The organism is Rhodobacteraceae bacterium LMO-JJ12 (genome assembly GCA_021555075.1).
GTDB lineage: Bacteria > Pseudomonadota > Alphaproteobacteria > Rhodobacterales > Rhodobacteraceae > JAKGBX01.
Genome location: JAKGBX010000001.1, coordinates 26,463 through 51,676, shown reverse-complemented (window position 1 = coordinate 51,676; position 25,214 = coordinate 26,463). Strand labels below are relative to the sequence as shown.

Annotated in this window: 22 protein-coding genes and 1 tRNA gene; 10 read left to right on the top strand and 13 right to left on the bottom strand. The window is 59.8% G+C overall.

Annotated elements, in window-relative coordinates; genetic code table 11:
• Positions 1-50: 50 nt before the first annotated feature.
• From addA to LZG00_00210, 7 genes are all read right to left on the bottom strand, one after another.
• A complete protein-coding gene (gene addA / locus LZG00_00240; GenBank protein ID MCF3592427.1) occupies positions 51-3,428 on the bottom strand; it encodes a double-strand break repair helicase AddA in 3,378 nt (1,125 codons plus the stop codon).
• Positions 3,425-6,358 carry a double-strand break repair protein AddB gene (addB, locus tag LZG00_00235; protein MCF3592426.1) on the bottom strand — a complete coding sequence of 978 codons (2,934 nt, stop codon included), beginning with the start codon at positions 6,356-6,358 and terminating at the stop codon, positions 3,425-3,427. The genes addA and addB overlap by 4 nt, the downstream gene beginning before the upstream one ends.
• Positions 6,351-7,043 carry a nucleotidyltransferase family protein gene (locus LZG00_00230; protein MCF3592425.1) on the bottom strand — a complete coding sequence of 231 codons (693 nt, stop codon included), beginning with the start codon at positions 7,041-7,043 and terminating at the stop codon, positions 6,351-6,353. Before LZG00_00230 ends, addB begins: the two co-directional genes overlap by 8 nt.
• The gene (locus LZG00_00225; GenBank protein MCF3592424.1) at positions 7,019-8,041 is read right to left on the bottom strand and encodes a phosphotransferase; all 1,023 of its coding nucleotides are present in this window, start codon (positions 8,039-8,041) and stop codon (positions 7,019-7,021) included. Before LZG00_00225 ends, LZG00_00230 begins: the two co-directional genes overlap by 25 nt.
• Positions 8,034-8,510, bottom strand: coding sequence for a tRNA (adenosine(37)-N6)-threonylcarbamoyltransferase complex ATPase subunit type 1 TsaE (gene tsaE / locus LZG00_00220; GenBank protein MCF3592423.1), 477 nt, complete (start codon positions 8,508-8,510; stop codon positions 8,034-8,036). The genes LZG00_00225 and tsaE overlap by 8 nt, the downstream gene beginning before the upstream one ends.
• 50 nt (positions 8,511-8,560) lie before the next feature.
• On the bottom strand, positions 8,561-10,105 hold the full coding sequence (locus LZG00_00215) for a PAS-domain containing protein (GenBank protein ID MCF3592422.1): 1,545 nt from the start codon (positions 10,103-10,105) through the stop codon (positions 8,561-8,563).
• A 105-nt stretch (positions 10,106-10,210) separates the two neighbouring features.
• On the bottom strand, positions 10,211-11,608 hold the full coding sequence (locus tag LZG00_00210; GenBank protein ID MCF3592421.1) for an ActS/PrrB/RegB family redox-sensitive histidine kinase: 1,398 nt from the start codon (positions 11,606-11,608) through the stop codon (positions 10,211-10,213).
• 97 nt (positions 11,609-11,705) lie between these two features.
• Here LZG00_00210 and LZG00_00205 point away from each other — a divergent pair, with 97 nt between their 5' ends.
• Together LZG00_00205 and LZG00_00200 are read left to right on the top strand one after the other, a co-directional pair.
• Complete coding sequence (locus LZG00_00205; GenBank protein ID MCF3592420.1) at positions 11,706-12,335, top strand: SCO family protein; 630 nt, start codon at positions 11,706-11,708, stop codon at positions 12,333-12,335.
• A gap of 92 nt (positions 12,336-12,427) precedes the next feature.
• Entirely contained in the window at positions 12,428-12,979 is a 552-nt protein-coding gene (locus tag LZG00_00200) for an ActR/PrrA/RegA family redox response regulator transcription factor (protein MCF3592419.1), read from the top strand.
• A 119-nt stretch (positions 12,980-13,098) separates the two neighbouring features.
• Here LZG00_00200 and LZG00_00195 read toward each other — a convergent pair whose 3' ends face one another.
• Positions 13,099-13,587 carry a GNAT family N-acetyltransferase gene (locus tag LZG00_00195; GenBank protein ID MCF3592418.1) on the bottom strand — a complete coding sequence of 163 codons (489 nt, stop codon included), beginning with the start codon at positions 13,585-13,587 and terminating at the stop codon, positions 13,099-13,101.
• A gap of 1 nt (position 13,588) precedes the next feature.
• Positions 13,589-14,185 carry an HD family hydrolase gene (locus tag LZG00_00190; protein MCF3592417.1) on the bottom strand — a complete coding sequence of 199 codons (597 nt, stop codon included), beginning with the start codon at positions 14,183-14,185 and terminating at the stop codon, positions 13,589-13,591.
• Positions 14,186-14,542: 357 nt separating this feature from the next.
• On the opposite strand from LZG00_00190, the gene LZG00_00185 reads away from it, so the two are divergent.
• The 3 genes from LZG00_00185 to LZG00_00175 all read left to right on the top strand — a co-directional run bounded on the left by LZG00_00185 (position 14,543) and on the right by LZG00_00175 (position 17,032).
• Positions 14,543-14,860, top strand: a complete 318-nt coding sequence (locus tag LZG00_00185; protein MCF3592416.1) for a hypothetical protein — start codon at positions 14,543-14,545, stop codon at positions 14,858-14,860.
• Positions 14,861-15,057: 197 nt separating this feature from the next.
• Positions 15,058-16,452, top strand: a complete 1,395-nt coding sequence (gene ahcY / locus LZG00_00180; GenBank protein ID MCF3592415.1) for an adenosylhomocysteinase — start codon at positions 15,058-15,060, stop codon at positions 16,450-16,452.
• Positions 16,453-16,690: 238 nt separating this feature from the next.
• Complete coding sequence (locus tag LZG00_00175; GenBank protein MCF3592414.1) at positions 16,691-17,032, top strand: DUF2853 family protein; 342 nt, start codon at positions 16,691-16,693, stop codon at positions 17,030-17,032.
• Positions 17,033-17,286: 254 nt separating this feature from the next.
• Here the strand turns inward: LZG00_00175 and LZG00_00170 are convergent, their stop codons facing one another.
• The 4 genes from LZG00_00170 to tsaD are packed head-to-tail and all read right to left on the bottom strand — an operon-like array spanning position 17,287 to position 20,035.
• Complete coding sequence (locus LZG00_00170; protein ID MCF3592413.1) at positions 17,287-17,706, bottom strand: EVE domain-containing protein; 420 nt, start codon at positions 17,704-17,706, stop codon at positions 17,287-17,289.
• Complete coding sequence (locus LZG00_00165) at positions 17,706-17,981, bottom strand: YciI family protein (GenBank protein ID MCF3592412.1); 276 nt, start codon at positions 17,979-17,981, stop codon at positions 17,706-17,708. The genes LZG00_00170 and LZG00_00165 overlap by 1 nt, the downstream gene beginning before the upstream one ends.
• Positions 17,982-18,944: an NAD(P)-dependent glycerol-3-phosphate dehydrogenase gene (locus tag LZG00_00160; GenBank protein MCF3592411.1), complete on the bottom strand. Its 963-nt coding sequence runs from the start codon at positions 18,942-18,944 to the stop codon at positions 17,982-17,984.
• Positions 18,941-20,035: a tRNA (adenosine(37)-N6)-threonylcarbamoyltransferase complex transferase subunit TsaD gene (gene tsaD, locus LZG00_00155; GenBank protein MCF3592410.1), complete on the bottom strand. Its 1,095-nt coding sequence runs from the start codon at positions 20,033-20,035 to the stop codon at positions 18,941-18,943. Before tsaD ends, LZG00_00160 begins: the two co-directional genes overlap by 4 nt.
• Before the next feature lie 58 nt (positions 20,036-20,093).
• On the opposite strand from tsaD, the gene LZG00_00150 reads away from it, so the two are divergent.
• From LZG00_00150 to LZG00_00130, 5 genes are all read left to right on the top strand, one after another.
• A complete protein-coding gene (locus LZG00_00150; protein MCF3592409.1) occupies positions 20,094-20,855 on the top strand; it encodes a uroporphyrinogen-III synthase in 762 nt (253 codons plus the stop codon).
• 54 nt (positions 20,856-20,909) lie between these two features.
• The gene (locus LZG00_00145) at positions 20,910-22,175 is read left to right on the top strand and encodes a hypothetical protein (GenBank protein MCF3592408.1); all 1,266 of its coding nucleotides are present in this window, start codon (positions 20,910-20,912) and stop codon (positions 22,173-22,175) included.
• 16 nt (positions 22,176-22,191) lie between these two features.
• Complete coding sequence (locus LZG00_00140; protein MCF3592407.1) at positions 22,192-23,700, top strand: tetratricopeptide repeat protein; 1,509 nt, start codon at positions 22,192-22,194, stop codon at positions 23,698-23,700.
• Between the two features lie 58 nt (positions 23,701-23,758).
• A tRNA-Thr gene (locus LZG00_00135) sits at positions 23,759-23,834 on the top strand.
• Between the two features lie 259 nt (positions 23,835-24,093).
• Positions 24,094-25,065: a C-terminal binding protein gene (locus tag LZG00_00130; protein MCF3592406.1), complete on the top strand. Its 972-nt coding sequence runs from the start codon at positions 24,094-24,096 to the stop codon at positions 25,063-25,065.
• The last annotated feature ends 149 nt before the right edge of the window (positions 25,066-25,214 follow it).

Below are 25,214 nucleotides of genomic sequence, written 5' to 3'. Positions count from 1 at the left end.
AAAGGGGTTTGCGAGCATTGGGGCGAACCTAGGTGTCGGGCTGGGGAGCGTCAAGCTACTGACGTGTCGCAGAGGGCGGCCATCACCAGATCGTGTGGCAGGTGCATAAGCGTGGCAGTGCTCGTCCAAAGAAGCGCGGTTTGAATGGTTGTGTCTGGAAACACCTGTGAAAGCGCCGATTGATACGCCCCCATCTGCCGCAGTAATCCGTCGGGGCAGGTTTCCGGGGTCTGCGGCACCACGGCATTTGTCTTGAAATCCACAGCCAGGATGCTGTTGTCGGAAATGATCAATCGGTCGATTATCCCATGAATGCGCCGCCCGCCCAGTTCGGGCAATGCGGCGGAAACCGGCACTTCGCTGAGCGCGTTGCCTCTAAATAGCTTGGCCAGGTCTGGGTCGCGCAACACCTCATCAGCTTCGGCAAGCAACGCCGCCGTTTCCGCTTGCGTCGCTGCATCCTCGCCGCTTCCAAGCAGGAGGGTGGCGACGCTTGGCCATTCCGTCAGGTCATGTTCGGGCAGGAATTCGAGCAGACGATGGATTTGTCGTCCGCGTCGCAATGCGGCCTCCTCGTCAAGGCCGGCGTCACCTGCCAGCGCTTTGGCTCCACCCAGATCGGACGGCGACAGAGCTTTTGGCCGCGGCTCGGGGATCGGCGCGCGCGATGCGGCCCAAGGGGGCAGTGTCATGCCTGTATTTTCAGGAAGAACATCCAGATCAGTCTCTAATCCGGCCCAATCACCATGTTCAAGGCGCAGCCCCTCGCCGCCCGGATGCCCATGAACTTGAGCATGTTTGGCCTCCATCGCGGTGCGGATTTTGACATACCAGCTCTCTTCGTCCTTGTCCGGATCACCCACCGCCGCGACGATCAACCACTTTTCGGCCCGTGTCATCGCAACGTAAAGCAGCCGGTTGCGCTCTTCGCGTTCGCGCTCAAGACGCTGGGCCAGAATCTCCTGAACAAGCGGCGGCATTTCGTCTGCCCGCGGCTTCCAAAAGACAGTTTGCCCGGTCACCAGTTGATCACGGACCTCAAGGCGACGCTGGCCGGTATCGGGAAGAATAACAATGGGTGCTTCCAGCCCCTTGGCCGCGTGGACGGTCATCACGCGAATTTGTCGTCCCGCCCCCTCCATCTGGCGCTTGATTTCGATATCGTCGGTATCGAGCCAGACCAGAAACCCGGTCAACGACGGCACCGTGCCGCGCTCATAGCCAAGCGCCTGAGCCAAGAGTGCGTCAATTCCGTCTTCCGCCTCCTGGCCTAGCCGCGCCAGCAGTTTGCGCCGCCCGTCATGGCGCGTCAGGATTCGCTCGATCAGGTCATATGGCCGAAGAAAATCGGTTTGGCGGCGCAGGTCATCGAGAACGGCGAGGGTTTGCGGGTGCTCTGCTGCTGCCGCGCGCAACGCCTCCCAGAGATAGCCGTTGCGCCCATGCGCAAGCGTGAAAAGCTGTTGTTCGGACCAGCCGAAGAGCGGCGATTTTAGCGCAGTTGCAAGCGACAGATCGTCCTCGGGCGTTGCCAGAAAACGCAGCAGCGCTGCAATATCGCGCACTGCCAGTTCGCCACCGATCCTAAGCCGGTCTGCGCCGGCAATAGGCAGGCCGCGCGCCTTGCATTCGCGGATGATGGCATGAAACAGAGGCGAGCGGCGTTGCACCAGAATAAGGAAATCCCCGGCGTGAACCGGGCGCATCGGAAACGCGCCATTCACGCTCTTTTCCGCCGGAATTCGCGCCGAGGCGATCATCTCTTCAATTTCACCGGCAATCCGCCCGGCGAGGATCGACACAGGGTCATCCGGCCCGACAAGGTCGATCGGATCGTTCCAATCCTTGCTTTCGGGCGTGTCGGCCTTTTCCACCACGGGCCAAAGATCGACGCGCCCGGGCATCGCCTCGAAAAACGCACGATGGTGCTGTTCAGCTACGAAACCGGCGCTCTCACGGCCCTCAAACGTCTGATCGACCAGCGACAGAATGGCGTGCGATGAGCGGAAAGAATATTCCAGCATCTGCGATTGCAGGGGCCGATTGGTGGTGCCCAGCCGCGCCTCGAACTCGGTGCGCATCCGGTCAAACTCACGCGGGTCGGCCCCCTGGAAAGAATAGATTGATTGTTTCTTGTCGCCGACCACAAAAATTGTGCGCAGAGTGTCGGCGCGCGCGCCTTCGCCGCTGGTAAACTCTTGCGCCAGCCGCTCAATCACATTCCATTGTGCAGGCGACGTGTCCTGCGCTTCGTCGACAAGGATATGGTCGATTCCACCATCGAGCCGGAACAGCACCCAAGCGGCAACACGGGGATCATTCAGCAGCGCGCGCGCCCGGTTGATCAAATCGTCGAAATCAAGCCAGCCGCGCAGTTGTTTCTCGGCTTCGTAGCGGCGCAGGAAAGCTCGTGCAAAGCGGTGTAACGCTTGGGTCTGGCGCGCAGATGCCAGGGTTAATCGCCGCTCGCGCGCGCCCTCCACCCGGCACATCAGGTCGTGCAGATCGTCCATAAGGTCGGGCGCTTTGGCCTGGGTAGCCTTGGTAGGGAACGACCCTAACTTGGCAGAAAATGGCTCTTTCGCCTTGGCCCCGGTCAGGAAGATCGATTCAAGCAACGGCATTGCGCCAAGGTCAAACGCAGTCACTTTTGCCAGCTTATCCGCTGCTTTCACATCATTGGTCGATCCGGCGCGCAAGATGGGAAGCAGCGCAGCTATCAAGTCAGCCTCGGACCCTGAAAATACCGTCGCCAAGAGCGTGCTTTCATCAAACCCATTTGGCAAATCAAACTGCGCAAGGATTTCCGCGTCTGACAAGCCCGGGCTCAAACTTTCCGCGTGCCCGCAGATCTCATTGGCAAGCTTGTCTAGCCCATCATCGCCACCGATGTAGCGGACAATGTCCTGAACAAGTGAGGGCTCGGCGCCCTCGGCCATGTGTTCGATAACGTCTTGACGAAGCAAGAAGGCAGTGCGCTCGTCCATCTCGGCAAAGCGCGGTGAAATCCCGGCTTCCAGCGGGAACCGCCGCAGGATGGACGAACAAAACGCATGGATCGTCTGGATCTTCAAACCGCCCGGCGTTTCGATAGCGCCCGCAAAAAGCCGCCGCGCTTGGGCGAGCTTATCTGCCGAAACGGTGCTCGAGTGCCCAAGCTCTGCCAACTCCTTGCGAAGCGCGCCGTCGGGTAGCATGGCCCAGTTGCCCAGCCGTCGGAACAGCCGGTTTTGCATCTCTGATGCTGCTGCCTTGGTGTAGGTCAGACAGAGGATATGCTGCGGGTCGACTCCTTCGAGCAACAACCGCGCCACGCGATCGGTCAAAACCCGCGTCTTGCCAGACCCAGCATTTGCCGACAGCCAGGTTGATTGATCTGGGCGGGCTGCCTCGATCTGGGCGCGGGTGGCATCATCCGGCGCGTTCATTTCAATACCTCGACTTCCGGATCATCGGTGATGTCCCATTCCCCGAACCTTGCGAGTTGATCGTAGTCGCCTAGCTCATCACTGCGAAACATTGCCCGACGCGAGAGGTAGCCCTGATCATGCGAAAGATAGCGCGCGATCAAGGTCTCGAATTCCGCCCAGACCTTTTCGGGTGTTTCGCTCTCAATCGGGGCTGCGACCTGTCCGGCGCCCGCACCGAGCCCGATGTAATACGCCCCGGCAACGGGTGCGGCGGTGATCTCGCGAAACCCGCCCTTTTCGGCAATAACAGTCTCTAACAAGAGCTGTTTGTCAAAATGCGTCTGTTCCTTTGGTGTCGGTGGTGAGCCGGTCTTGTAATCATAAAGCAACAACCCCTGCTCACCTTGATCAATCCGGTCGGCCATGCAGGTGAGCGTAAAGCCCAGGCGTTCAATCTCGGCTTTGCCGTGCGTTTCATAGGCCAGCGGTGTGCCGGTTTTCTGGCGCTGCGCTTCGTCCGCAAGAAAGCTATCGGCCACACGTTCGATCCGCGCCAACCACATCAGGCGTGCCGCAGGCCATGGCACTTCGTTTGCCAAGACGGTACGGGCGATGTCGAGCAGGTAATCACGGGCCAACGTTTCGGGCCGTTCAGACACCGCGCGCACGAACTGCTCCATCACCTCGTGCAAGACAATCCCGCGGGTTAGCGCATCGGGCGCGCGCATCAGCGGATCGAGTGGGCGCAATCGCAAGACATGGCGGGCATAAATCGCGTAAGGATCGCGAATCAACCGCTTGATCTGGGTTACGGAGAGTTTGCGTGGCCGTGCGGCGACCGGTGGGCGCGGAGCCGGGCGCGGCGCAGGGGGGACCGGTATTGGCTCTTCCAACGCACGGGCCAGGTTCAACCAATGCGCGCCGCGTGTTTTCATTTGGGCAAGCGCCTTGTCGCCGCCCTGATCCGGCAGGCCGCCCAGCAGGTTTACCATCCGGTTGAGCCAGCGCGACGGCACGTTCTCGGCCTCGTCGGATTTTACCGAACGGCTCAGCACCACCTTTGGTGCGGCGATTGCCTGTTGAAAATCATGTGCCGAAAGACCGATCCGGCGCTCGGGCAACAGAAGCCCGGCATCGTGACGCATTTTCCGGTTGAGCCAGGGATCGGGCGAGGGGGGTTCGGGCCAGGAGCCTTCGTTCAGGCCGCCGAGGATAAGCAGATCTGCACCCTGCACCCTCGCCTCCAAGGTGCCCCAGATCAGGATTTCGGGGTGCGGTGTTTCCACTTGCCGCACTTCTCCACCGGCCAGAACGGAACCAAAAAGATTGCTATAGTCAAACGCCGTCATCTCGCCGCCCGCATCCGCGGCCTCGGAGAGCGCCAATACGATCTTGTGCGCCTCTTGCCCTGCGGCATGGTCCCAGGGTTGCGGCGTGGCGTCGGCATCGCTGCCACGAATCACCAAATGAATGAGTTCGAGATGGGCCTCCAGCCGCGCCTCGAACGGTGCCTCGCCGGGCTGTTCGTGGCCGCAAAACGCGTCGATCACCCATTCTATCCAATGATTGGCGTCGCCAGCCTTGCGCGTTGCGGCCCAGAAGCGAAGCGCTTCTGCATCGGGATAGGGCGGACCCTTGGCGCGCAGATACAGTTCAAGTTCGTGCGTAAAGCGCAGATGCTCACCCCGGTTGGCGGCACTATGGGTGAGCGGATGTTTCAGCAGGGTCAGCAGGCTTTCAGCCGTCAGTGGCGCTTCGAACAGTCCGGCAATATGGCGCATCAGCCGCCCGATGGCCGAGAGCGGAAGCGGTTGCCCGGCGCTATCGTCAGGCAGGATATCCCATCGGTCGAGCGCCGCCGAAACCTGCCGTGTCAAAGTCCGGTCAGGTGTGATCAGCGCGGCCACTTCGCCCGCTTCGGCGGCTTGGCGCATACAGAGCGCAATGGCCAGCGCCTCTTCCCTTTGGGTCGGCGCTTCGAGAAGGGTCATGTCGGCGGTGGCGGTGTCGAGCGCGACAAGCTTCGGGCCGTCTTCCATCCACTGATCAGTGATCGGCGCGGGCCTGAGCGCCAGCGAAACCAATGCGTTGCGTGCCGGGTTGGGTGGCGCGGTGTCGGCCCAGCGCGCAATATCGCGGCGCTTCAAATCCAGAGCCTTCATCAGGGCATGAAAGCGAAACTGCGGGTGATCCTCGGCGATGAGCGGATCGTTCAACGTGGGCCAGAGCGCCTCGGGCATGTCAAAATCAAACCCGGGCAGCACAAGCGCCCCCTGCGGGAGCCGCGCAACGGCCCGCATCAAGAGCTGGGTTGCGCCGCGCGATCCGGTCGATCCGGCGATGATGATCGGGTGTTCGGGGGGTGTTTCGGCCCAGCGTGCGGCAAGCTGCTCGATGATCAAACGCTGGCGCGTCTCGCCGTCTGGGGCGGCATGGGCCTGGTCAAAATAGCTCTGCACGATGCCGAGGAACGTTTGCGTGCGGCCCCAATGTCCTGATTGATCCTCAATATCGAGCGCGGCAATATCTTCCGGGCTGACGCCTTCGCCCTGCATTTCAGCCATCAGACCTGCCAGGCTGTCAGCCAGATCAAAAAGCGCGGATCGCGGTGCGAAATCGGGTGCGGCCTCAAGAAAGCCAGAGACCAGTTGGACCAATTCCAAGCGGCGACGCAGAGGTGCGACAGCGGGCGGAATATCATCGAGCGAAGCGTTGTCACCCAGATCGGTTATCAAACGGATACGCGGCAAAAGCAGCGCCGGGCCGTCGTCAAAAAGCGCATGAATGCGGCGCGCCATCCGTCGGGTGTTGACGATCAGCTCGACCCGCGCAAGCGCTTCGGGCGGCTTGCCTGTGTGGCGCGCCAAAAGGCCAGAGACCAGCGCGCGGGGAAAGTCCACGCCGGGCGCAATGGCAAAGACGCGCGGCTTGTTGTGCGGCTCAAACATGGCCGCCCTCAAGCATCGTTTCGGCCAAGGTGATGCCCTCGGGATGGCCGACATCGCACCATGTTCCGGGGTATTCCAGGCCAAAGAGACGCTTGTCTTGCGCCATTTTATTCCACAGCAGGTTCAGGGAAAACGACCTTTCCTCGAACGCGGCCAGTCCGTCCGGTTTTATGATTTGCACCCCGCCATAAACATGCCCCGGACCACGTCTGATCTGACCGTCGGGGGCGATCAGAAAGTCGCCCTTGCCCTTGTGACCCACGGCATTGCCGGGCGGGACACAAATCAACAGCGCATCCATGCGTTCAGGATCCCAGGCCTCGGACAGCAATACGAGCGGGTTCGGCCCGCGCCAGACAGCATCGGTGTTCATGGTGAAAACGGGGCCGCTGCCCAGCATCGGCAATGCCTGGCGCAACCCCCCGCCAGTATCGAGAATATCGGGGGCTTCATGCGAAAACGCTATGCCGCGACCATCGAGGTGGGCGATCAGCGGCGCAGGTTTGTAGTGCAGATTGACCACCACGCGCGGCAATGCCAACGGAGTGACCAACGCCAGCGCATGATCTATCAGAGGCCGCCCCGCCACGGCGATCATCGGCTTGGGCTGGGTCGCTGTCATCGCACCCATCCGCGTGCCAAAGCCGGCAGCAAAAAGCATTATGGCATCGGGATTTGACCGCATTTGTCTTTCAATCTGTTGAGAAGGGCCGCATTTGGCGTGGGCAAGGTATCGCGCAACATCCGAGCCAGCGGCGCCAGAGCGTGATGGTCGAGGTCGCGTTGCAACAACCCCCAGACGCGTGGGATAAGATCAACGTAATGCGCCTTGCCGCCACGCAGGCAGAGCCGGGCAAACACGCCGAGAATGCGCAGGTTTCGCTGGGCTCCGAGAAGATGATAGGCGGTATCGAATGCGGCTCTATCCTTGTCCGAACCGTCAAGGTAGCGTGTAATCATCGCGGTCTCGATTGCGGGCGGGACATCGCGGCGCGCATCCTGAAGCAACGACACAAGATCATAGGCCGCGTGGCCCGCCATCGCGTCTTGAAAATCCAGCAGGCCAACGCGCGCAATGCCCTGACGCTCGGGTAGCCAGAGCAGATTCTCGGCGTGATAATCGCGTTGGATCAGAACAGGGGAGTCTTCAAGGTGTTGTGCTAGCAAGGATTGAAATGATGCCTTGAAGTGGGATCGCGATTGAGGATCGGGGGCGGCGCCATAGGTGAGATACCAATCAAATGCCAAAGCCGCCAGTTCGGCCATGACCTGGGCATCATACGGCAAAAGCTCTTTGGGGAGCGGGGCACGATGGAGCGTCAAAAGAACATCGGTGGCGGCTTCGTAGAGTGGACGTTCGAGTTCGGGGTTGGTCTGAACCACCCTTTTAAAAAGCGCATCGCCAAGGTCTTCGAGCAAAAGGAACCCATTTTCGGCGTCTTGCGCGAAAAGCTGCGGTGCCGATAGGCCCAGCCCCGAAAGATGTTTGGCTATGGCAACGAAAGGGCGCACATCCTCGCCGCGTGCGGGCGGTGCATCCATCAGAACGGCGTCGCCCAGCGTGGGGTGCCGCAACCGTTCATACCGACGGTTCGAGGCGTCACCCGCCAGCGGGGCGCGCGCGGCGTCGCCCCAGCCATTTTGCACCAGAAACGCAGTGATGAGAGTGGCGCGCTCAGACATCGACAAGCCCTTTCAGCCGGGTTTCCCATGGGCCCGCTTCCCATCGCAGATCAAGCAGACGCATGTCGGCGCCTTTTGTCATAGAAAAATCCAGACAAAGCGCATCACTCGGCGTCAGATCACCCAGCCGGTCGGGCCATTCCACAAGGCAGATGGCATTATCAAACGCTTCGGTCAGGCCGAGTTCAACCACCTCGTCGGGATGACCCAGCCGATACAGATCGCTGTGCCAAAGCTCACCTGCGCTTGTGTCATAGATCTGCACCAGCGTGAAGGTAGGTGAGGGCACATCCTCGGGCTTGATTTGAAGCGATTGGATCAACGCGCGGGCGAAGTGGGTCTTGCCGACGCCGATTCCGCCAGACAGCAGCACAACGTCGCCGGGGCGCAAGATAGCGCCCATCCGCCGCGCAAGAGCGGCAGTCATTTCGGGCGACGACAGGGAAATCTGAGATTGGTGAACCGGCATAGCGCGAGATTACCTGCCCTGACACGCCCTGCAAGCGGCATTCGTAGGCTTCAGCCGGTTTCGCTGCCTTCGCTGACAAGCGGCCTGTTCGTTTCTGGCGCCCGGTATGGCCGAAAACCCACCAGTGTCGCCCCGCCAGTCAAAGGCGAGACCCGGCATTCCAATGTGGTGCCGTCCTTCATGGGGACATCGCCGAACCATTCCGTTCGGTCGCCGTGATCGGTCATATAGTCGCGCAGTCGTACCCAAAAAGGGCTAGAGCATGCCATGCTTTGCCATTGGCGTAGCGCATCGCGCATCGAAACCTCGGCAAAACTGGTGTCGGGGTCGGACTTCCAGAGGTGACGGTAAGCTCTGTTCGAGTTGGTCAGAATGCCCGTGGTCGAAAACACGGCGATCGCTTCGTCCAGCGTGTCAATTACAGCCTGCCCGAGGTTGAGCTGTGCGCGGAACCGACGGGTCAGTGATATCTCGGCGCTGATATCCTCGAACAGAAGTGCAATGGCGCCATCGGGGTGTGGCCGCCCGGTCACGCGATAGGTCAGCCCCGATGGCAGGGTCCATGTTTCCTGGAACCGCCCGTCAACCGAGGCGATGACCAATTCAGCAATTTGCTGACGCCAGTTGGAGTAATTCTTGGGCTCAGGCATCATCCTGGTTTCGCGCAAACGATCGAAAAACGAGACCAACGTGGGGCGCGACGATAGAAAATCTGCCGGCAGCGCCAGAAGATCGATCAATGCCGGGTTGAACAGCGCCAGTTGCCGTTCGCGGTCGAAAATCGCCAGCCCGGTAGAGAGTTGGGCAAAGGTCTTCGTCAGTGTCTGAACGAATTTGCGCTGGGCGATCTCGGCCTCGATTACCTTGTCGATATCGCTGGCATAGTTGAGGCTGCCGCCATCAGACGAAATCGTTTTGGTGACATTGAACCAGCGTGGCTTGCCTTCGCCCCCATCGGCAATCATCAACCGCTCGGTGCGCGACATCGCACCGTCCTGCATTTGCAATTCCAATTCCGGCAGGGGTGTTTCGCCCGGTTCGGCCGGGCCGGCGGGGCGCAAGGCATGATAGGCGGCATTGGCCCAGTCGAGCGTGCCGCTATTCGAGGTCAGCCAGACAGGGTAGGGATAGAGATGTGCTGCTGAACCAAATCTGTCGAGAGAAAAGCCATGATGAATGCGCAGATGCCGGTCGGCCAGCGTGGCGCGGACACTATCCTCTAGACCCAGGCGCAGATGGCCACGAACCAACTCAAGCGTCAGATAAGCCTCGTCATTTTCCGCGTGCGCCGGAATTCTGGCCGGGGCCAGGGCACAGGCCGCTTCTGCGGTCTTTGGCAGACCACGAAACCGCGTGTTGAATGCGCGATAGAGATGGCGCCAGTTCCGACCATGGAGCGATCCGGCCTCGATCAGAACGCGCTGCGCCAGTTCGGTCATCTGCACGATGTCATTGCCCACGAGCAGGAAATGCACGCTGTCAACAGGTGCAGACCTGACGTTGTCGCGCCGGTTAGGTCTGCCAACCAGCCAGAGCGCCAGAACCGCAAGCCCAAGGCAAACCCCGACTAGTGCGAAGTAATAAATCAGATCCAACCCAACCATCCCGCAAGCGAAGAGCCGCTCAACCCCCGGTTTTAATCTGCCGTGAAACTCTTAACAGAAGGTAAACAAAAGGTTGGGTTGGTGAGATAAACCGGCCTAGGCCTGAATTGTCGGGTTCTTACCGTGCGGAATTCTGTTCTCGCCAAAGCGTGCGTCGATCTTGTTCATCGGCCAGCTCACCACGACAAGCGCGCCGCAACGCTCGGGGTGGGGGACATCAGCACGCAGTGAGATCGTTGTATTAACAAAACTCAACTCTGCACCGCTGCGTTCCAACAGCGTCTTGGCAATAAACAAACCCAGCCCCATACCTTCATAGGCCGGCCGCACTGCGCGCTCTGAAGCGCTGCGCCGATCACGCATGAAGGGGTCGCCTATACGTCCGATCACATGCGGCGGAAATCCCGGTCCGTCGTCCTGCACCCGCACGGTAATACGCTCTGCGGTCCAACTGGATTCGATCCAGACATTGGCACAGGCAAAATCCACGGCATTCTGGATCAGGTTGCGCAGCCCATGTACGATCTCGGGACGGCGCAGGATCAAAGGTTGAGCGAGTTCGCCACCTAGATCCGACATGGTTTCAAAATGCAGGGCTTTGCCGCGATCAAGATGCGGGCTTGCCGCTTCCTCGACCACCGTTGTCAGCGGCGCCTGCCGCATATAGAGGTCTTCCTTTCCCGCTCGGCCCATCGAGCGCAGGATATCGCGGCAACGATCCACCTCCTGATTGATCAGCGTCACATCTTCGAGCAATTCGGGCCTGTCGGCCAAATCATCGATCAATTCGGACGAGGCCAGCTTGATCGTTGCCAGTGGTGTGCCCAATTCGTGTGCGGCCGCCGCGACCACGCCGCCAAGATCCGTCAACTTCTGTTCACGCGCCAACGCCATCTGCGTGGCTTGCAGCGCGTCCGACATCGAATGCACTTCCGATGCGATCCAGCGGGCATAAACAGCCAGAAACACAACTGCGATAACAATGGCAATCCAATTGCCGAACACGAACAAATCCGCAATCCGAAGAATAAAGCCTTCTTGCGTTCGCAACGGCAGGTGAAACACCGCCAACAGCGACACGAACAAGATTGCGCTTGCCCCCAGAAACACCGTGCTGCGTAGCGTGAGGGCCGACGCTGACACCGTGACCGGCCCCACGATCAGCAGCGAAAACGGATTGTGCAGCCCCCCGGTGAGAAACAGCAAGGCGCAAAGCTGAATGAGGTCAAACAGAACCATCAGCAGGTTTTCCCGCTCGGTCAGGCGCCTGTTCTTGGGAAAGATGAACATCGCCACAAGGTTGGCAATGACCGCAAGGCCAATCACCACATAGCAATATCCGATTTCAAGATTGAGCCGATAATAGGTTTGCGCAATCAAAAGCGCGGTGATTTGCCCGGCGATGGCCGTCCAGCGTAACCAGATCAGCGTGCGAAGCCGGATCCAATTGCCGCGTTGACGTCGGCCGATCAGGCCAAGATAGGTATCAGTCATATACGCGCCTGTCTCTGGTTGCATCGCTGGTGTTGATTGTTAGATGTGACGCAGGCGTCGATCAATGGCGGGTTGGATTCGATTGAAGGAGTAGGTGATGACCAAGTTTTATGCGTGGGGTGCTATCGTGGTGCTCGTGATGGCGACTCTCGGGTTGGTCGGCTACACGGTCTTTGGTGTCGACAGCGGCGAAAAATATGCGCAATGCCGTACGAGTCAGGTCGCCGGCGGTCCCACGATCGGTGGCCCCTTCACGTTGGTCGATGAAAACGGCGAGACGGTGACAGACGAACAGGTGATTGACGAACCGGCCCTGATCTACTTTGGCTATACCTTCTGTCCCGATGTTTGCCCGCTCGATAATGCACGCAACGCCGAAGCGATCGAGATTCTGGAAGAGCGCGGTAAGATGGTGAAGCCGGTATTCATCTCGATTGATCCCGCCCGCGACACGCCCGAAGTGATGCGCGATTTTACCGACAATCTGCATCCCCGCATGCTGGGCCTTACCGGCAGCGAAGAACAGGTTAGCGCGGCCAGCAAGGCATATCGCACTTATTTCAAACGCCATGAGCCCGAGGAAGGTAACGAGGAATTCTATCTCGTCGACCATACAACCATGTCCTATCTGATGTTCCCCGGCGAAGGTTTGATCGAATTTTTCCGCCGTGATGTCACCCCGGACGCCATGGCTGATCAGATCGGATGTTTTCTCGACGCTCGCTGACTTACCGGCACAATGACAGCTTTGTTTGACGCTGGCCTACCTCCGGGCTAAAAGCGCATGATGACATTCGCGCGCATGGGGAGGGCCCGAGCTTGGCCGATGAAAGCACCGATATCGGTGAGGATAAAACGCTTCTCATCATGGATGACGATGAGCCGTTTCTGCGGCGCTTGACCAAGGCCATGGAAAAGCGCGGTTTCGATGTACTTCCAGCGTCTTCCGTGACGGCTGGCAAGGCGATTGTCACAGCAACCCCGCCCGCTTATGCGGTCTGCGATCTCAGGCTCGAAGACGGCAATGGGCTGGATGTGGTTGAAATTCTGCGAGAAAAACGACCCGACAGCCGGATCGTTGTGCTTACGGGCTATGGCGCCATTGCCACAGCGGTTGCGGCGGTCAAGATCGGCGCCACGGATTATCTGTCAAAACCGGCAGACGCGCGTGACATCACCAACGCGCTTTTGGCGGTTGAGGGTGAGTTACCACCCCCACCCGACAACCCAATGAGCGCGGATCGGGTGCGCTGGGAACATATCCAGCGGGTCTATGAATTGTGTGATCGCAATGTCAGCGAAACTGCGCGGCGGCTGAACATGCACCGGCGAACCTTGCAGCGCATTCTGGCCAAGCGCAGCCCGCGTTAACACTCGAATCACCCAAGTTTTTAGCCGTATGACTTCCGGCTGCCATCCTGTCTGACTCTCGGCTGCCGTCGGATTGCAAATGCACGTGGCCCGCGAATCCTAACGCACCGCGCGCAGAGTCAGCGCAGATCGTAGCGTTTTGAGATTTTTGACACGATCAGACCATTGGCGAGACGCACGTGATCGTCGCGCGCCCAGTCTTCGAATCCCCGACTTTGATAATAGGCCAGCCCGCCGGAATTATCGGCGCGGATCGTGGCGTTGATCCACGCATATCCCAGCGCACGCGCGGCGGTGCGCGATGCCTCAAACAGGCGCGATCCGATGCCGAGCCCGGTTTGGCCAACCTGCACGAATGTGGCGATATTGCAGGCCTCGGGCGGCAGGCCGTCGCGCGGCGCGAAAAACTGAAACCCGAGCAGCACTCCGTCCTCGCCTTCCGCAAGGTGCCAGGCGCTCTTGTCGGCCTGTGATTGCATCCAAGCTTGAAGCTTCTGGGCCGTAGCAGGCTCTGTTATCGCGGTCGTGCCGCCTTGCGCGATGATGCTATTGAGAAGATCCGCCATGGCGCGCGCATCAAGTGGCCCGGCGCGTCGAATGTGGATCATCTCAGGGGGTCATCCCGGCCAGAAGCGCATCGTGACGCGCGGTGAAATCACTGCGCACCTCCACCGGCGGGCGCAGGTGGATATCCAGCCCTTCGGTCAGCGCCGGATCGGGCGCGCCAAAGAACCTGTCGGCTTCGGCCACGGTAAAGCCTGCGATCTGCACCGCCTCCATCCAGGCCGAAACGCGGTCGGCTCGCTTGATCTGGCGTTTGATCTTGATCGGCACGGCGGCGGGTAGGCCAAAACGGATATGGACCGCCGCAGTCAGGCGATCATCAAGCGCGCCATAGGCCGGCCCGACCGCTGCCTTGACCGGCGAGATCATGTCACCGATCACATATTCGGGCGCATCATGAAGCAGCGCCGCCAGCCGCCATTTCGCGGGTGAATTCGGCTCTAACCTTGCGAAAATCGTCTCAACCAGCAGTGAATGCTCGGCCACGGAATAGGGCCAATCGCCATGCGTCTGCCCGTTCCAGCGCGCCACAAAGGCCAGCCCATGAGCGATGTCTTCTATCTCGATATCCATCGGGGTGGGATCGAGCAAATCAAGGCGGCGCCCCGAGAGCATGCGTTGCCAGGCGCGGGGTTGTTTCATCAAACCTCTCCCAATCGATTCACCTTCTGCCTATAGCGTTTCGCTGTGGTTTTGAATTCGCAAAATTTGCCGATGCTTCCCACATGCCTCGGGACGTCACATGGCGGGCGAAAATGTGTTGCTTTTTGGCCCCGCCCCTGTCGTGCCGCATTTCCGACACAATTAAGGCACGCCATCACCACATTGGCGGTTCAAGATGATCGAGTTCGGATCACCAGCTGCCAAGGGTGATGTGATCGACCCGAAATGAGAGGCCGACGCATCAATCCCGATCCTTTATATTCGAGGGGGCGCCGGTCTTTTGTTCCTCCAGCGGCGTCCCTTCCACCTCTAACGAGAAGAAGGAAGGGGAAGGCAATGTTAAAACGTTTAATCGCCCTTGGGTTGGCTATCGGGGCCGTGGCAACGGCCATTCCGGCGCATGCCGCCGAAAACTGCGCGTCGCGTGACCAGGTGGTGACGCGCCTGCAAGAAAACTATTCCGAGCAACTGACCGCGGGCGGGTTTAACAGCAGCGCCAACAAGACGACGCTTGTCGAGGTCTGGGCATCGCCCGAGACCGGCACGTTTACCGTCATGTTGACCAATGCCCAGGGCATGAGCTGTATCGTGGCGACCGGCACCGATTGGTATGCCCAGACCAACGACGCCCTGCGCAAGGATACCGCAAGCTAAAGCGTTTCCACTTAAACCTGAGACGGGGTTAACTGGAAACGCCGTGCAACACATCCATCTTGTGGGCGTCTCAAAACAAACTCGTGATTCAAGTTTATCTCGAAACGCTCTTGGGCAATCGGGTTCAGAAATATTGTGGACCCGCAGCTAAGATGTTACGGCCTCCGTGAAACAAGAAAACCCATGGAAGCCGCAACATGTCCGCAGACTTTATTGTAAGAGATATTTCCCTCGCCGAATTTGGCCGCAAGGAAATCGCCATCGCCGAGACCGAAATGCCGGGTCTGATGGCCCTGCGCGAGGAATACGGCACAAGCCAACCGCTCAAGGGTGCCCGGATTGCCGGATCGCTGCACATGACGATCCAGACCGCCGTTTTGATCGAAACGCTTGTCGCGCTGGGCGCTGATGTTCGCTGGGCCAGCTGCAACATCTTTTCGACCCAGGATCACGCAGCCGCCGCGATTGCTGCTGGCGGCACGCCGGTATTTGCCATCAAGGGCGAAACCCTGGAAGAATACTGGGACTATGCCGACCGTATCTTCATGTTCAAAGAGGGCGGCTGTAACCTGATCCTTGACGATGGCGGCGACGCGACGATGTATATCCTGATCGGCGCGCGCGTCGAAGAGGGCGAAACCGACCTGATCGAAAATCCGCAGAGCGAAGAAGAGATCTTCTTCTTCAAGCAGATCAAGAAACGTATGGCCGAAACTCCCGGTTGGTTCACCAAACAGCGCCACTTGATCAAGGGTGTTTCGGAAGAAACCACCACCGGCGTGCATCGTCTCTATCAGTTGATGGAAAAGGGCCATCTGCCCTTCCCGGCGATCAACGTGAACGACAGTGTGACTAAATCGAAGTTCGATAATAAATACGGCTGCAAGGAGTCTCTGGTTGATGGCATCCGCCGCGCCACCGATACGATGATGGCCGGTAAGGTTGCCGTTGTCTGCGGTTATGGTGACGTGGGCAAGGGCTGCGCTGCTTCGCTGCTGGGTGCTGGTGCCCGGGTGAAAGTGACCGAGGTCGACCCGATCTGTGCGCTGCAGGCGGCGATGGACGGGTTCGAGGTCTTGCCGCTGGAAGATGCGGTCTCTTCGGCGGATATCTTTATCACCACCACTGGCAACAAGGACATCATCCGCATCGAGCATATGCGCGAGATGAAGGATATGGCGATTGTCGGTAATATCGGCCATTTCGACAACGAAATTCAGGTTGCCGCCCTGAAGAACCACAAATGGACCAACATCAAGGACCAGGTGGACATGATCGAAATGCCCTCGGGCAATCGCATCATTCTTCTGTCCGAAGGCCGCCTGTTGAACCTCGGCAATGCCACGGGTCACCCCAGTTTCGTGATGTCGGCCAGCTTTACCAACCAGGTGCTGGCCCAGATCGAACTCTGGACCAAGGGCGACGCCTATAAGAACGAGGTTTTCGTTCTGCCCAAGCATCTCGATGAGAAGGTCGCCCGGCTGCATCTTGATCGGATCGGGGTGAAGCTGAGCAAGCTGAGCCAGGAGCAGGCCGACTATATCGGCGTCAGCCCGGACGGCCCGTTCAAGCCCGAGCATTACCGCTACTGAGACGTGGAAATTCCGCGAATACGAAACGCCGTCCCTTCTGGGCGGCGTTTTGCTGTTCGGGCGTGGCGATTTCTGCAAATTAAAGGGGCGATATTTCGTCCCGCAGGGCCTATTGACGCTGCGGGGAAAGACGCCCAAGTTTTCCCTTTGTGACCGCTAAAACTGGCGTTAGTCTTCGCTAAGCGCCAACGGGAGCTATTTTAACAGGCGGAAACGCCAGACAGGTGGGAGAATATTCATGGGTAAGCGCGACGAGTTGATCGCAAGATATGCAGAAGATCTGGAGAGCAAATGCGGCATGACGCCGGACATGGCGCTTCTGACGAAAGTGACCATCGGTTGTGGTCCGGCGATTTATAACAGTGACGCTTCGACCGTGGCGGCGGGGCAGGAAAGCGAGCTGGAAACGGTCAAGAACAATTTCCTGATCAAGAAGTTGGGTCTCGCCGACGGTCCCAATCTGATGGAAGCGATCAATTCGGTGCTTGAAACCTATGGCCGCTCGGAGCGCAACAAGTATCGCGCCGTTGTCTATTACATGCTGGTCAAGCATTTCGGCAAAGAATCGGTTTATAGCTGATCGAACCGGCAGGTCAAAAAATTAGGCGCCCGGTGGTATTGCCCCGGGCGTTTTTCATTTGAAGCATATTCGAAACACTTGGGATTTGCCCGATGGCGGGCTTTGCGCTAGCTTCTGATCACCGCGCCAGGATGGCCGGACCCAGTTTTACGATCGCGTGTGGTGAGTAGGGAGCACGTGGGGAAACGGAGGGTTCAGGCTGGCTGCCCGGCCCTCCGTTTATTTTTCCGAATCCATTGAACGGCTCGGCGCGTTCATGGCGAAATCCCGGCCAGATCGCAGACGATGCGCCATTCTTCACTGCTTACCGGCTGCACCGACAGGCGCGAGTTTTTCACAAGAACCATATCGGCAAGCCGCGGATCGGCTTTGATCTGATCCAGCGTTACCGGGCGTTTCACCGGGCGAACCGCCTTGATGTCCACACACTCCCAACGCGGATCGTCGGTGGTGCTGTCGGGGTGGGCCTCGGCAATCACTTCGACAATCCCGACCACCGATTTTTCCTTCATCGAGTGATAGAAAAAGCCGAGATCGCCGATCTTCATCTCGCGCATGAAATTGCGCGCCTGATAGTTGCGCACGCCGTCCCATTCTTCGCCCGCGTCGCCTTTGTTCACCTGATCATCCCAACCCCATGTGTTGGGTTCGGATTTGAACAGCCAATAGCGCATTACCCGATCACCTTGTTCCACTGGATCAGCTCGACCGACGCAAACAGCCCGGCCTTGGCATAAGGATCATTGGCCGCCCAGCTTTCTGCCGTTGCCATGTCGGGCATATCGAGCACGATCAGCGATCCGGCCATTCCGCCGGCATCGTCGAGCAGAGGTCCGGCCTGAAACACCGCCACACCAGAGGCGTTGAGATAGGCCAGATGGGCGGCGCGGTTTTCCTTACGAATTTCAAGCGCGCCGGGTTTGTCGCGCGCAATCAGGGCAATCAACATCTATTCTTCCTTTAATGGTCGCGCCAAGAGCATCTCCATCGCTTGGCGCACGTCAAGCTTTGCGTCGATCAAATCGGTCACGGCGGCGGTAATTGGCATTTCAAGGCCAAGCGTGCGGGCGCGATCCTTGGCGGCATGGGCGGTCGCGGCGCCTTCGACGGTCACGGTCTTGTCAAAACTTTCACTGCGCCCGAGGCTTAGGCCATAGCGGAAATTGCGCGACCCTTCCGAGGTGCAGGTCAGCGCCAGATCACCAAACCCTGACAGCCCGGCCAATGTTTCGGCCTGCGCACCCAGAGCCAGCGCCATGCGCTGCATCTCGGCATACCCGCGCGTCATCAGGGCGGCGCGCGCGCTCTCGCCCAATTTGGCCCCCATCACCACGCCACATGCAATCGCGATCACGTTTTTCAGCGCCCCACCAAGCTCGGCCCCGGTGGTGTCGCTGGTGCGATAAATCCGCAAGTTAGGCGTTGTTAGAGCCTGTTGTAGCGTTAACCCGGTGGCGTCATCCGCGCAGGCCAGGGTCAAAGCGGTCGGCAAGCCGCGCGCAATGTCGGCGGCAAAGCTGGGCCCGGTCAGGATGGCCGCCGTCGCCCCCGGAACATGGTCGCGGATGGTTTGCACCGGGCCAAGATGCGTGGTCAGATCCATACCCTTGCAGCACGCCACCAGCGTGTGACCCTGTAACGCAGCGGCCTGCGCTGTCAGAACACTGCGCAGCGTTTGCATCGGAACCGCGACGAGGATCACGCCGCCGGGCGGCAGATCGTCCAGCGTTGCCACCACATCAATGGCAGGATCGAGCGTGATTCCCGGAAGACGCCGGGCATTTTCCCGTGTCTCGCGCATCTCGGCCACATGGCACGGGTCATGCGCCCAAAGCCGCACCGGCTTGCCATTGCGGGCCAATGATACGGCCAATGCGGTGCCAAACGCCCCTGCGCCCATCACAGTAATCATGCCTTGGCTCCCTTGCGTCCCGACCCCAGAAGCGCCGGGCGGGTTTCGTCCAGTGGCCAGCGTGGCCGCGCCGCGAGGCTCATGTCGTCTTGTTCGCCATGCGCAAACCGTTCAAGGCCCGCATAGGCGATCATCGCCGCGTTATCCGTGCAAAGCGCCAGCGGTGGCGCGGTAAACGTCACCCCGAATTCGCGCGCAACAGTCTCTAACCTTGCCCGAATGGCGGTATTCGCCGCCACCCCACCAGCCACCGCCAGAACCGGGTGTTGCGGCTCTGCTTCAAGATAAATCGCCAGCGCGCGCGATGTCTTTTCCGCCAGAACATCGACAACCGCCGCCTGAAACGAGGCGCAGAGGTCGGCGCGGTCTTGCGTGGTCAGCCCGGCCTGTTCATCGACCAGAGCATCGCGGGTTCTGAGCAAAGCAGTTTTTAGCCCGGAAAACGACAGATCGCATCCGGGACGATCAAGCAAGGGTCGCGGAAAGCGGAAGCGTTTGGCATCGCCGCCCGCCGCTTCGGCCTGAACCGATGGCCCGCCGGGTTGCGGCAGACCGAGAAGCCGCGCTGTCTTGTCAAACGCCTCACCGGGCGCGTCGTCAATCGTGCCGCCCAGTCGCGAGAACTCGCGATAGGAATTGACCTGCAGGAACTGGCAATGCCCGCCCGAGACCAGCAACATGAGATAGGGAAACTCGATTTGATCCGTCAGGCGCGGGGTCAGCGCATGGCCCGCCAGATGATTGACGCCAATCAGAGGAAGCCCCGCTCCGGCGGCGATTCCCTTGGCGCACATCACCCCCGACAGCACCCCGCCAATCAGCCCCGGCCCGGCGGTCACGGCGACTGCGTCGATGTTACTCAGAGCCAAATTGGCCTTTGTTAGAGCCTCAATTACGCAAATATCGATCCGCTCGGCATGGGCGCGCGCGGCGATTTCCGGCACCACGCCACCAAAGGCTTCGTGCAGCGTGCCTTGCCCCATCACGACCGAAGACAGCACCTTGGCCGCACCCGGTCGCCCGCGCACCACCGCTGCGGCAGTATCGTCACAGCTGCTTTCAAGTCCGAGAATGGTCAGATCGTCGCCCATGGTCTTTCCGTTTCAAGGCCCCGTTGCAAGGCCACTGGGTCGCAGGTAACACTGGAGCATGCCCGATAACAATATGGCAGGCATCATGCCCACGATCCTTCTAACCCGGCCTGCCCCCGGCGCCGCAGAGACCGCCGATGCGTTGCGCGCGCGTTTGGGCGAGGTGAGAATCGTCTATTCCCCGCTGCTAAGGATCGGCTTTCAGCAGGCAACTTTCGCCAACCCCGACGCTACGCCGATTTTCACGTCGCGCAACGGGGTTGAGGGGTTTCTCAGGTCTGGTGGAAATGCCAACGGCCCTTGCTGGTGCGTGGGCGAGGCGACGGCCCAGGCGGCCGAGGCGGCGGGTTTCACGCCGCGCGCCGCCGAGGGCGACGCGGAATCGCTGATTGCGATGATGTTGGCAAGCGGTGATCAAGGCCCGTTTCAGCACTATCGCGGCGCACATGCGCGCGGCGATGTGGCCGGAAGGCTGAGCGCGGCGGGCCGTCCGACCGGCGCCGAAGTGGTCTATTCGCAAGACAGTTGCGATCTGTCGGACGAGGCCAAAGCGCTGTTTAGGGGTGAAACTGTTGTGATCGTTCCCCTTTTCTCGCCGCGCACGGCGGCGCAGTTTGCCAGTGCATACACGGGCGACGGCGCCGGTTCCGCCCCGGTTTTTGCCGCGGTGATGAGTATTGCGGTTGGCGACGAGTTGGCGCATTTGAAGCTGGCGCAGGTTGAAATTGCATCTCGCCCCGATGCTGACGCAATGCTTGCGGCAACGACGAGACTGTTTAACGCAGCGCTACGCCTTGAGGGTGGCCCGGGGGCCAAGTAAGATCGGGCTTGCTGCGTATTGGCGGCAAAAAAGGATTCGGGAAAGGCATATCAAGTGGCAGATAAGCGCAAGAAGAACGAGACCCCCGAAACAGAGGCCGAAGACATAGCTGAAATCAATAAGGAAGATGGGGCCGACACGCAGGACGACGCGCCCGCGCCCCAAGAGGATTTGAGCATACCGGACGAGGCAGAGGCCGACGCGCAAGCGACGGATGATCAACCGCATGCGAACCCTGAACCGTCCGAGGACACGCCCGAAGCCTCCTCTGACGAGGATCCGGCTGAGGAAACCGACACCGTTAGTGACGCAGAAGAGACGCCAACGCCGCTTCCGGTTGTGACGCCCGAACCGGTGGTGATCCGCAAGGGCGGCTTCTTTCCAATGCTTCTCGGCGGAGTTGCTGCTGCCGCCATCGGCTTTGGTGCTGCGCGCTATGTTCTGCCCGAAGGTTGGCCGTGGCCCGGTGCCGACGATGGCACGTTCGAGGCCGATGTTACCGCCCAGCTTGAGGCGCAATCCAAGGCGCTGGCCGATCTACAGGCCGAGGCGGGCAAGGCCCCCGATTTTTCGCCGCTGCAAGCCGATATCGCGGGGGCGCAGTCACGTATTGATGAGCTGAGTGAACAGATCAACGGCGCCAATGCGCGGCTCGACGCGTTTGAAACCCGCCTGACCGATCTGGAAAAACGCCCGATTACCGAGGGCGCATCGCCCGCCGCCGTCGCCGCCTATGAGCGTGAATTGAAGGCCCTGCAGGAGGCCATGGCCGCCCAACGCGCCGAGGTTGAAGAGATCGCAGCCATTGCCGCCGAGAAAGAGGCCAACGCCGAGAAGGTGGCGCAACAGGCATTGCAGCGCGCCGCACTTGGCCGGATCCTGAGCGCGCTTGATTCCGGCGAGGGTTTTGCAGATGCCGCCGCGACTTTGCAGGACGCCGGGATTGACCTGCCGCCCGGATTGTCGCGCGTGGCCGCTGAGGGTGTCGCCTCGCGCAGCCAATTGGCACAAGCTTTCCCCGAAGCCGCCCGCGCCGCTTTGGCGGTGGCGCGAAAAAGCGAGGACGGCGGCGGTTTGGGTGCCTTCCTCAAGACCCAACTTGGCGCGCGTTCGCTTGAACCGCGCGAAGGCGATGACCCCGATGCCGTGCTCAGCCGCGCCGAAGCGGCGATGAACGAAGGCCGTCTCGATGCCGCCATCACCGAACTTGATGCCCTGCCGGAAGACGCCCGTGCCGAAATGTCCGAGTGGCTGTCGCTTGCCGCAACGCGCGCAGCCGCGCTCAAGGCCGCCGATGCTTTGGCATCTGAATTGAACTGAAGCCGAGGATAACAAAATGCTCTGGTCGCTTATCAAGATTATCCTGTTTGTTGTTCTCGTTGCTGCTGCGACGCTGGGCGCGGGCTATCTTTTGGAAACCGACGGCGGTGTGCGCATCGCCTTTGCCGGTCAGGAATATAACCTTACGCCGCTGATGACTGTTGTGGCGCTGGTGCTTCTGGTGTTGGCGGTGTGGCTGTTTCTCAAGCTGTTGCAGTTCTCGATAGCAGCGTTTCATTTTCTCAACGGCGACGAAACGGCGATTTCGCGCTATTTCGACCGCAATCGCGAAAAGAAGGGATTGGAGGCATTTTCCGAAGGCATGCTTGCGCTGGCGTCGGGCGAGGGCCGCGTGGCCCTGGCCAAGGCCGCAAAGGCCGAGAAACTCCTCAAAAAGCCCGAACTCACCAGCCTGCTGACCGCGCAGGCCGCCGAAATGGCGGGCGACAAGAGCAAGGCCGAAGAGGTTTACAAGCGCTTGTTGGGGCATGACAGCACGCGTTTTGTCGGCGTGCGCGGCATCATGAAGCAAAAGCTTGATGCGGGTGATACCGATACCGCGCTGAAATTGGCCAAGACCGCTTTTGCGCTGAAACCGTCTCATGCAGAAACCCAAGATGTCTTACTGAAACTGCAAGCGGGCAAGGCCGATTGGAAAGGCGCGCGCGAAACGCTTCAGGCCAAGCTGCGTAACGGCACTTTGCCGCGCGATGTGCATAAGCGCCGCACGGCTGTTCTGGCGCTTTCCGAGGCGAAAGAGGTGATTGCCGAGGGCGCGTCTGTTGAGGCCCGCGAAGCCGCGATCGAGGCCAACAAGCTGTCGCCTGATCTGATCCCGGCCGCAGCGATGGCCGCGCGCAGCTATATCGCAGAGGGTAAACCGCGCCCGGCGGCCCGCCTTCTGAAAAAAGCCTGGGATGCGCGCCCGCATCCTGATCTTGCCGCCGTTTTTGCCGAAATCGAACCGGATGAAACCCCCGCTGCGCGGCTCAAACGCTTTCGTGCGCTGACCAAGCTGCAACCCAACCACCGCGAGACCCGCCTGCTTCTGGCGGAACTCAACATTGCCGCCGAGGATTTCCCGCAGGCCAAGCGCGAGCTGGGCGATCTGATCGAGACCGATCCGGATGCGCGGGTGTTTACCATCATGGCCGCGATCGAACGCGGCGAAGGCAAATCCGACGCCGTGGTAAAAGGTTGGCTGGCGCGCGCCCTGACTGCGCCGCGTGGCCCGCAATGGGTGTGCGACAATTGTCATCACATCCATGGCGAATGGGTGCCGGTCTGTGTTAATTGCGGCGCGTTCGATACCCTCAGCTGGACCACCCCGCCGCAACAGGATGTGGCGATGCCGTCGGGCACCGAAATGCTGCCTCTGATCGTGGGCGCCATCGAAGACCGTTCGGACAAGCCCGTGGATGATGATTTGGAAGCCAAAGAGGCCGTCGAAGAGCCAGAGGACGCAGTGATAGTGGACGCCGAAGATGTCCTGATCGAACCGGCGCCTGAACGGGTCGAAAAATAGCACTTTTCGAGCGTAGAGCGCGGTGCTATAGCCCCGTCCCACAGGACAGGATTCCTGTGCCGCTGTAGCTCAGCTGGTAGAGCACGTCATTCGTAATGATGGGGTCGGAGGTTCGAGTCCTCTCAGCGGCACCACTACAAACCCAGTAAAATTAGACACTTACCTAAGTTGCGTGTGAGCGTAGCTTGGCACAGCCTTGGGTTTGTCACAGCAGTTGTCATCCTGCTGACAATCAATCCGCATGACTCCGGTGGGTATGACGAATGGTCATGCGGCCATTTTTCTTTTGAATTTATTATCGCCGAGCGAAGCACGTATCGTCCGCGATGAAAGCCGATGTCAGCCAAGCGGGCGCCGGATCACGAACGCACAATTTTCAAAAGGGGCGTATAAATGGCCAAAAAAATCGTTGCAATTGCTGACACGGTCTTTCCTGATTTGGAACCGGCCCGACAGGCAATGGCCAGTGTTGGCGCTGAAATGCATACCGCTGAAAAGCCGACGCCAGAGGCGATCCTGGCGGTTGCAGCCGAGGCTGATGGGCTGTTTGTCACCTATGGAAAGATCACTGCCGAAGTCATCCAGGGCATGAAAAAATGCAAGGTTATCGGCCGTTTCGGAATTGGAGTGGACAATATCGACATTGCCGCCGCGACTGCGGCGGGCATCGTTGTCACCTATGTCCCCGACTACTGCTTTGACGAGGTTTCAGACCACACGATGGCCCTGCTTCTCGATCTGGCGCGCAAGACCAGCCAGTCCAATGCATTGGTTCAATCCGGCCGATGGGAGATGCCGGCGGTGGTGCCGTTGCACCGTTTGCGCGGGCGAACGATGGGGCTTGTCGGGTTTGGCAATATCCCGCGTCTGGTGGCACAGAAAGCAAAAGCGTTCGGGCTAAACGTCATTGTCTCTGACCCTTACATTTCCGACGAAGTGGTTACGGCGGCAGGTGTCGAACGCGTCGAATTTGACGATCTCCTTGGCCGCTCTGACTATGTTTCCCTGCACGCGCCGTTGACGCCGGCAACCACCGGCCTTTTGAATGCTGCGGCATTCGGAAAGCTGAAGCCGGGTGCATTGCTGATCAACACCGCCCGCGGTCCGTTGGTTGACACCGATGACCTTGTTAAGGCCCTTGATTCAGGCCGGATCGGTGGCGCAGGTCTGGACGTGGTTGCTGTCGAACCGTTGCCTGAAAACTCGGCACTATTGGGGCGGGATAACGTCATTCTGACCCCGCATACCGGCTTCTATTCGGAAGATGCGCTTTTGGATCTACAGACAAAATGCGCCCAGGATGTCGCAGCGGTGCTGCAAGGCAAGCGCCCGATCTACCCGATTAACCCTGAGGTTCTGGGCTAAGGCCCAGACCCGACGGGTTGTTGATTGCCAAAGAAGTGTTGCGCGCGGAACCTGCCGGAACATCGGCGACAAAGAGATGGTGTGTACCACGGCTGTATCCGTCGACAGGACGAACGCGCCTTTGAGGGTCGCAGAGGGTGCGCGCCTCG